This window comes from Streptomyces sp. NPDC050704 (assembly GCF_040654355.1).
GTDB lineage: Bacteria > Actinomycetota > Actinomycetes > Streptomycetales > Streptomycetaceae > Streptomyces.
In genome coordinates this window covers 23,753-31,480 of sequence record NZ_JBFAHW010000120.1, presented here as the reverse complement: position 1 = coordinate 31,480, position 7,728 = coordinate 23,753, and the positions used below count along the sequence as shown (strand labels likewise).

Genomic DNA, 7,728 nt, shown 5'->3' with positions numbered 1-7,728 from the left:
GAGCGGCGATCGGATATCCCGTCGCGGCACCGACCCCACCACCCACCACCCCAGGGGCGCGAGGAACTGCGCGACCAGCCCCCACCCACCCGCAGCGAACACTCAGCCCCCGGACGTATCCAACTCCGCGTCCTCACTGATCCCCGCACAGTCGTAAGGGTCCTTCAGCCAACCATCCGGCAGCACAACCCTGTTGTTGCCAGACGTCCGCCCGCGAGGGCCATCCGCACCGACCGGCCACGACTGGTCCAGGTCCAACTCGGCCAACCCCTCGGAGAGTTCGCCCAGAGATGACGTGATCGCAAGCCGCTTCCGCATCTCGGAGCCCACCGCGAACCCCTTCAAATACCAGGCCACGTGCTTGCGGAAGTCGATGACACCGCGAGCCTCGTCCCCGATCCACTCCCCGAGCAGGGTCGCGTGGCGCACCATGACCGCCGCGACCTCACGAAGCGCCGGCCGAGCGTACTCCCCGGAGCGCCCCTCGAACGCCGCCACCAGATCCGCGAACAACCACGGCCGCCCCAGACACCCCCGCCCGACCACCACCCCGTCACACCCGGTCTCCCGCACCATCCGCAACGCATCGTCCGCCGACCAGATGTCACCGTTCCCGAGAACGGGAATCTCCGGCACGTGCTCCTTGAGACGCGCGATGGCGTCCCAGTCGGCGGTGCCGCCGTAGTGCTGAGCCGCCGTACGCCCGTGCAGGGCGATCGAGGTCACACCCTCCTCGACCGCGATCCGCCCGGCGTCGAGGTACGTGATGTGGTCGTCGTCGATCCCCTTGCGCATCTTCATCGTGACCGGCAGGTCCCCCGCCCCGGACACCGCCTCACGCAGGATCGCCCGCAACAGATGCCGCTTGTACGGCAGCGCCGACCCGCCACCCTTGCGGGTCACCTTCGGCACCGGGCACCCGAAGTTCAGGTCGATGTGGTCGGCGAGGCCCTCCTCCGCGATCATGCGGACGGCCTTGCCGACGGTCGCGGGGTCGACCCCGTACAACTGGATCGACCGCGGCGTCTCGGACGCGTCGAAGCGGATCAGCTGCATCGTCTTCTCGTTGCGCTCGACCAGCGCCCGAGTCGTGATCATCTCGCTGACGAACAGCCCCTTGCCGCCGCTGAACTCCCTGCACAGCGTGCGGAACGGCGCGTTGGTGATCCCGGCCATGGGGGCCAGGACGACGGGCGGCCGCACGACATGCGGGCCGATCGACAACGGGGACGCGGGAGCAAGGACGGGCGTGGACATTCCCCCATTGTCACGCACGCCGGAGAGTGCCGTCGCAGCCCCGCCCGAGGCCGCACTCGTTAGTTAGGCACACTACCGAAGCAGGCGTACCCTGGTCCGCATGCCCGAGCTCAGCCATCGCCGACGCATGCTGGTGCTCGCGATCTGCTGCATGAGCCTGCTGATCGTGAGCCTCGACAACACCGTCCTCAACGTCGCCCTGCCCGCCATGCAGAAGGACCTGGACGCGAGCCTCGCGGGCCTGCAGTGGACGATCGACGCGTACACCCTCGTCCTCGCCTCGCTGCTGATGCTCGCGGGCTCGACCGCCGACCGCATCGGCCGCAGAAAGGTCTTCCTGGCGGGCCTGGTCGTCTTCACCCTCGGCTCGCTGCTCTGCTCGCTCGCCCCCGACCTCGAATCGCTCGTGGCGTTCCGCATGATCCAGGCGGTCGGCGGCTCGATGCTCAACCCGGTCGCGATGTCGATCATCACCAACACCTTCACGGACCCGCGCGAGCGCGCCCGCGCGATCGGCGTCTGGGGCGGCGTGGTCGGCATATCCATGGCCGCCGGACCACTGGTCGGCGGCCTGCTCGTGGACTCGGTGAGCTGGCGCTCGATCTTCTGGATCAACCTGCCGGTGGGACTGGCCGCCCTCCTGCTCACCCTCCGGTACGTCCCGGAGTCCCGCGCCCCGAAGGCCCGCCGCCCGGACCCGGTCGGCCAGTTCCTGGTGATCGCGCTGCTCGGCTCACTGACGTACGCGATCATCGAGGCGCCCAGCTCCGGCGCCGGCAAGATCCTCGTCTTCGGCGGCATCGCGCTCGTCTCGCTGCTCGCCTTCCTCCGGTACGAACCCCGCCGCGTCGAGCCCCTCGTCGACCTGCGCTTCTTCCGCTCGGCCCCGTTCAGCGGGGCGACGGTCATCGCGATCAGCTCGTTCGCGGCGCTGAGCGGGTTCCTCTTCATGTCGACGCTCTACCTCCAGAACGTCCGCGGCCTGGACGCCCTGCACGCGGGCCTGTGGATGCTCCCCATGGCGGCCATGACCTTCGTCTGCGCACCCCTGTCCGGCCGGCTGGTCGGCAGCCGCGGCCCCCGCCTCTCCCTCCTGGTCGCCGGGGTCGGGATGACCGCGAGCGGAGTCCTGTTCGCCGTCTTCGACGCCGAGACCTCGAACGTGACGCTGGTGATCGGTTACGTCCTCTTCGGTATCGGCTTCGGTTTCGTGAACGCGCCCATCACCAACACCGCCGTCTCCGGCATGCCCCGCGCCCAGGCCGGCGTCGCCGCCGCGATCGCCTCGACCAGCCGCCAGATCGGCGGCACGCTCGGCGTCGCGGTGATCGGCGCGGTCCTCGCGTCGGGCATCGGCGCCTCCCCGTACAAGGACGCGTTCGTGTCGGCCGCTCAGCCCGCCTGGTGGATCATCGCGGGCTGCGGTCTGGCCGTCCTGGTCCTGGGCGCCCTGACCAGCGGCCCCTGGGCACGCGGGACGGCCCTGCGCACGGCCGAGCGCCTGGCGGCGACGGACGTACGGGACGCGGCAGGCGTGAGCGCCTGACCGGCCCGAGGTCAGGGCCATGGCCATGGGTCAGGGTCAGCTCGGGGGCGTACGTCCTCCCCCCGGAGTACGTCGTCCCCCGCGCATGCCTCTCCGGGGGCAGTCCGGACGCCTCCCCGGGCACGATGTGCCGGGCCCCGGCGGCACGGATGCTGGTCACACCGGACATGAGGAGCACAGGAGCACGAGGAGGCCGCCATGAACCGCCGCATCCGCATCCGCAGCAGCCGCCGGCCCACCACACCCCGCGACACGACGATCGACCGGCGGACCCCCTCGGGTCGCCTCCTGCCGTACTGAGCCCTCAGGACGATGCCGTCGCGGCCCCGGAATCGGCCTCGACATCGGTCTTCTCGGCCTCGGCCTCGGCCTCGGCCTCCAAGGCGAACGCGTGCAGCTTCTCCAGGCGTTCGCGGGTCTCCTCGTCGCTGGGGACGTACGTCACCATGCGGGCGCCGAAGTCCGGGCTGAGCCACAGGTCGGTGTGGTCGAGGGTGAGCAGGCCGACATGCGGGTTGAGGAACTGCTTGGTCTTGCTGCGGGCGCCGATCACCTCGTACCGCTCCCAGACCTCGCAGAACTCCCGCGACTCCGCCATCAGCCGCTTGACCAGCATCTTCCAGGCGGGCTCGCCGAGATGACCGGCCATCGAGGCACGCAGCTTGGCCGCCATCAGCCGCATGCTCTTGTCCAGGGAGACGACCGAGGAGCGCCACTCGTCGTTCGTGAACATGAGCAGCACGCAGTTGCGGTCCTCGGGCGGCACGGAGTCGAGGTTCCTCATGAGGAGGCGGCCGTACGTGCGGTTGTACGCGAGGATGTCGTACCGGCTGTTCTGGATGCAGGCCGGGACGGGCTCAAGGCGGCGCAGCATCTCGCGCAGCGCCGGAGTGACGCTGGGGCAGCTCGCGGCGGGTGTCGGGTCGACGGCCCCGGCGAGCTGGAAGAGGTGGGCCCGCTCACTGGCGTCGAGCAGCAGAGTGCGGGCCAGCGCGTCGAGGACCTGCTCGGAGACCTGGATGTCCCTGGCCTGCTCCAGCCACGTGTACCAGGTGACGCCGACCGCGGAGAGCTGTGCGACCTCTTCGCGGCGCAGCCCCGGAGTGCGCCGGCGGCGGCCGCGGGGCAGACCGACCTGCTCGGGGGTGATCCGCTCGCGGCGGCTGCGCAGGAAGACCGCCAGCTCGTGCCGCCGGATCTGCGAACCGCGGCCCGCGGGGGCACCGGCCGTGCGGGCCTCCCCGATCTCCTCGGTCTCCCGGGTCACCGTCTCCTCGATCACGCTTGTCATGCCTCCAGCCTGCGGCCACACGGAACCTGTTGCCAGGTACTCCTTCTACCAGGATACGAAGACACTGGTACCAGCCTGAGAACAGGCGCACGCTCGTCAGCGTGACCGAAACCATCGCTTCCCACACCGTCCGCTCCCCCGTCACGCCACCCGTGCTCGGCCGGCTCGGACTGTTCACCGTGCTTCTCGGCGCGGCCCTCCCCCTCATCGACTTCTTCATCGTCAACGTCGCCCTGCCCACCATCGGCCACGACCTGGCCGCGAGCGACGCGGTCCTGGAACTGGTCGTCGCCGGGTACGGGGTCTCGTACGCCGTGCTCCTCGTCCTCGGCGGACGGCTCGGCGACATGTTCGGCCGGCGCCGGCTCTTCCTCGGCGGGATGGCGGCCTTCGGGCTCACCTCGCTCGCGTGCGGCCTCGCGCCGACGGCCTGGACCCTCGTCGCGGCGCGCGTCGCACAGGGCGCGGCGTCCGCGGCGATGCTCCCCCAGGTCCTCGCCACCATCCAGTCGGCGACCCAGGGCCCGCGCCGCGCCAAGGCGATGGGCCTGTACGGGGCCACCGCCGGGCTCTCCATGGTGGCCGGGCAGATCCTCGGCGGCGTCCTGGTCGCGGCGGACATCGCGGGCACCGACTGGCGAGCGATCTTCCTGGTGAATGTACCGGTCGTGCTCCTCGGCCTGGTCCTGGCCGCCCGGGCCGTCCCCGAGACCCGCTCGCAGAACCCGGAGCCGGTGGACGGCCCCGGCACGGTTCTGCTGGCCGTGGCCCTGATCTCGCTGCTCGCTCCGCTGACCGAGGGCCGGGCGGCGGGCTGGCCGCTGTGGACCTGGCTGTCGCTGGGCCTGTTCCCGGTCGCGGCGACCGCCTTCTATCTCGTCGAACGCCGGGCGGACCGCCAGGGCCGGACCCCGCTGGTCCCGCCGAGCCTGTTCGCGAACCTGCCGTTGCGCCGGGGTCTGGTGATGATCCTGCCCTTCTCCATCGGCTTCAGCGGGTTCATGTTCGTCATCGCGGTGGCACTCCAGGAGGGAGTGGGCCTCGGCCCGGTCCGCGCGGGCCTCGCGCTGGCCCCGATGGCGGTGTCCTTCTTCGTGGTCTCACTGCTCGGCCCCCGGCTCGTGACGCGCTGGGGCACGCGTGTCGTCACCGTGGGCGGCCTGGTCCAGGCGGTGGGCGTGGCCGTCCTCGCCCTCACGGTATGGCGCTCCTGGCCCGACCTCGGCGGCCTCGAACTCTGGCCCGGAGTGGTCATAGCCGGCGCGGGCCAGGCCCTCCAACTGCCCATCATCTTCCGCGTGATCCTCTCCGAGGTTCCCGCGTCCCGGGCCGGTGTCGGCAGCGGCGTCATGATCACCGCCCAGCAGTCCGCCCTAGCCCTCGGTGTGGCCACCCTGGGCACCCTCTTCCTCTCCCTCTCCCCGGGCATGGGGATGGGTGACGCCCTGGCGACGACACTGCTCGTCCAGCTGGGCGGGGTGGTGCTGACGACGGCGCTGAGCCTGCGGCTGCCGCGCACGATCAGCTAGCCCTCCCCCGCCCTCCTCTGCCCCCTCCCACCTCCGAACACCGAGCGTGAGGTCGTGATCACCCTGCAGTACCGCAGTGTTACGTCGGATGACCAAGCGGCCAACTCGCCGTGGAAGTGTCCCCGTTGATGTTGTTCTTGCTGCACACTCCTTAGCGCGCGCAACCGAGCGCGCACACCAGGAGGCGTCATGCTGCAGACCAACACCAGCAAGGTGAGCCGCTGGGACCAGCACGGCCGCGAGCACGTCGTCCACGTACAACGGGCGGGCGTGCAGCGGACGATCAGATGCGATACCTGCGGCTGGCGCAAGAACGCCCAGTTCCTGCCCTGGCTGAAGGCCGAGGAACACCTCGCCGAGGCACATCAGGCGACGGTGGATCCGGCCGGGGGCGGCGCAGGGTCCTGAGGGCGGTCGCGGGGCCGGTCAGGCCCGCAGTCCCCGCAGCAAGAGGTCCACGACCGCCTCGAACTCGGCGTCGATGCCGGGGAGTTGCCACTCGCGGGCGTAAAAGGGGTTGTGGAAGCGGCCCGTCGCGTCGAAGAGCGCGCGAGCGGTGACCGCCGGGTCGGCGGAGACGAACGCGCCCCGGGCGACGCCGTCCCGGACGATCTCGGCCAACTGGGCCGTCAGGTCCACGAGATGGCGATCGACGACCGCGCTGACCTCGCCGATCAGCACCTGGTACGTGGCGAAGAGCTCCGGGTCGTCGCCCGCCTTGTGGCGCTTGGCGGCGAACAGCCCGGCGAACCACTCCCGCAGCCGCACCTCCGGGTCGCGGTCGTCGGTGACCAGGCCGGAGAGGGACTGCGCCGCGCGGTCGAGCCAGCGCTCGATGACCGCCTCGCGCAGCGCGGCCTTCGTACGGAAGTGCCGGTACACGCTGCCGTGGCTGACGCCGAGCGCACGGGCCACGTCCACCACGGTCGCCTTCGCCGGGCCGTGGCGGCGCAGCACCTCCTCGGTCGCTTCGAGGATGCGCTCGGCGGTCAGGATCTCGGTGGTCCCCATGTGGATGACCGTACCCGGCGGTACCGTCAGCGCTCGCTGTCGAGGTGCGCCAGCTGCGCCTCGTGGTAGCGGCCGCCTGCGGCGGCGTCGGCCGGCACCGCGTTCTCGATCGCGGCGAGGTCGGCGGCGTCGAGGGTGACGTCGAGCGCTCCGAGGGCCTCCGCCAGCCGGTCCCGGCGCCGGGCGCCGACCAGCGGCACGATGTCCTCGCCCCTGGACAGCACCCAGGCGATCGCGATCTGCGCGACCGAGACGCCCTTCTGCTCGGCGATCTTCCGCAGCGCCTCGACGAGGTCCAGGTTGTGCCGGAGGTTCTCGCCCTGGAAGCGGGGGCTCATCGCCCGGAAGTCGTTCGCGGCCAGCTGCCGGTCCTGCGTGAAGTGCCCGGAGATCAGCCCGCGCGACAGAACGCCGTACGCGGTGATGCCGATGCCCAGTTCCCGCGTGGTCGGCAGAATCTCGTCCTCGATGCCGCGCGAGATGAGCGAGTACTCGATCTGCAGGTCGGCGATGGGCGCGACGGCCGCCGCCCGGCGGATGGTCCCGGCGCCGACCTCGCTCAGGCCGACGTGGCGTACGTACCCCTTCTCGACGAGTTCGGCGATCGCGCCGACGGTGTCCTCGATCGGGACGTCCGGGTCGAGGCGCGCGATCCGGTAGACGTCGATGTGGTCGACGCCGAGCCGCTGCAACGAGTACGCCGCGAAGTTCTTCACCGCGGCCGGCCGTCCGTCGTAGCCGGACCAGCCGCCGTCCGGGTCGCGCAGCGCGCCGAACTTCACGCTGGTGAGCGCCTGTTCGCGCCGCGCGGCCGGGGCGGTGCGCAGCGCCTCGCCGATCAGCAGCTCGTTGTGGCCCATGCCGTAGAAGTCGCCGGTGTCGAGCAGGGTCACGCCCGCTTCGAGGGCGGCGTGGATGGTCGCGATCGATTCACCGCGGTCGGCCTCGCCGTACAGCGCGGACATGCCCATGGCGCCGAGACCGAGGGCGGAGACCTGAGGGCCGGTGGATCCGAGGGAACGGGTTTGCATGTGGACTCCTTGGGTGTCCGGGAGGGGTGCCCCAGGAGGGACGGGGCACCCAACCACCATGAC

At 71.1% G+C, this 7,728-nt stretch carries 7 protein-coding genes; 3 read left to right on the top strand and 4 right to left on the bottom strand.

The features are described 5' to 3' along the window. Nucleotides 1-102: 102 nt before the first annotated feature. Nucleotides 103-1,257: a tRNA dihydrouridine synthase DusB gene (gene dusB / locus AB0I18_RS42620; RefSeq protein ID WP_363111153.1), complete on the bottom strand. Its 1,155-nt coding sequence runs from the start codon at nucleotides 1,255-1,257 to the stop codon at nucleotides 103-105. 100 nt (nucleotides 1,258-1,357) lie between these two features. On the opposite strand from dusB, the gene AB0I18_RS42615 reads away from it, so the two are divergent. Beyond that, the gene (locus AB0I18_RS42615; protein WP_363111152.1) at nucleotides 1,358-2,803 is read left to right on the top strand and encodes an MFS transporter; all 1,446 of its coding nucleotides are present in this window, start codon (nucleotides 1,358-1,360) and stop codon (nucleotides 2,801-2,803) included. A 304-nt stretch (nucleotides 2,804-3,107) separates the two neighbouring features. Here the strand turns inward: AB0I18_RS42615 and AB0I18_RS42610 are convergent, their stop codons facing one another. Then, complete coding sequence (locus tag AB0I18_RS42610) at nucleotides 3,108-4,094, bottom strand: helix-turn-helix transcriptional regulator (protein ID WP_363111151.1); 987 nt, start codon at nucleotides 4,092-4,094, stop codon at nucleotides 3,108-3,110. A gap of 101 nt (nucleotides 4,095-4,195) precedes the next feature. Between AB0I18_RS42610 and AB0I18_RS42605 the strand changes: the two genes are divergently transcribed. Beyond that, nucleotides 4,196-5,623, top strand: a complete 1,428-nt coding sequence (locus tag AB0I18_RS42605) for an MFS transporter (RefSeq protein WP_363111150.1) — start codon at nucleotides 4,196-4,198, stop codon at nucleotides 5,621-5,623. Nucleotides 5,624-5,812: 189 nt separating this feature from the next. Further along, on the top strand, nucleotides 5,813-6,031 hold the full coding sequence (locus AB0I18_RS42600; RefSeq protein WP_363111149.1) for a hypothetical protein: 219 nt from the start codon (nucleotides 5,813-5,815) through the stop codon (nucleotides 6,029-6,031). 18 nt (nucleotides 6,032-6,049) lie between these two features. Here the strand turns inward: AB0I18_RS42600 and AB0I18_RS42595 are convergent, their stop codons facing one another. Both AB0I18_RS42595 and AB0I18_RS42590 read right to left on the bottom strand, forming a co-directional pair. Further along, the gene (locus tag AB0I18_RS42595; RefSeq protein WP_363111148.1) at nucleotides 6,050-6,634 is read right to left on the bottom strand and encodes a TetR family transcriptional regulator; all 585 of its coding nucleotides are present in this window, start codon (nucleotides 6,632-6,634) and stop codon (nucleotides 6,050-6,052) included. 26 nt (nucleotides 6,635-6,660) lie between these two features. Beyond that, nucleotides 6,661-7,665, bottom strand: a complete 1,005-nt coding sequence (locus AB0I18_RS42590; protein WP_363111147.1) for an aldo/keto reductase — start codon at nucleotides 7,663-7,665, stop codon at nucleotides 6,661-6,663. Nucleotides 7,666-7,728: the final 63 nt, after the last annotated feature.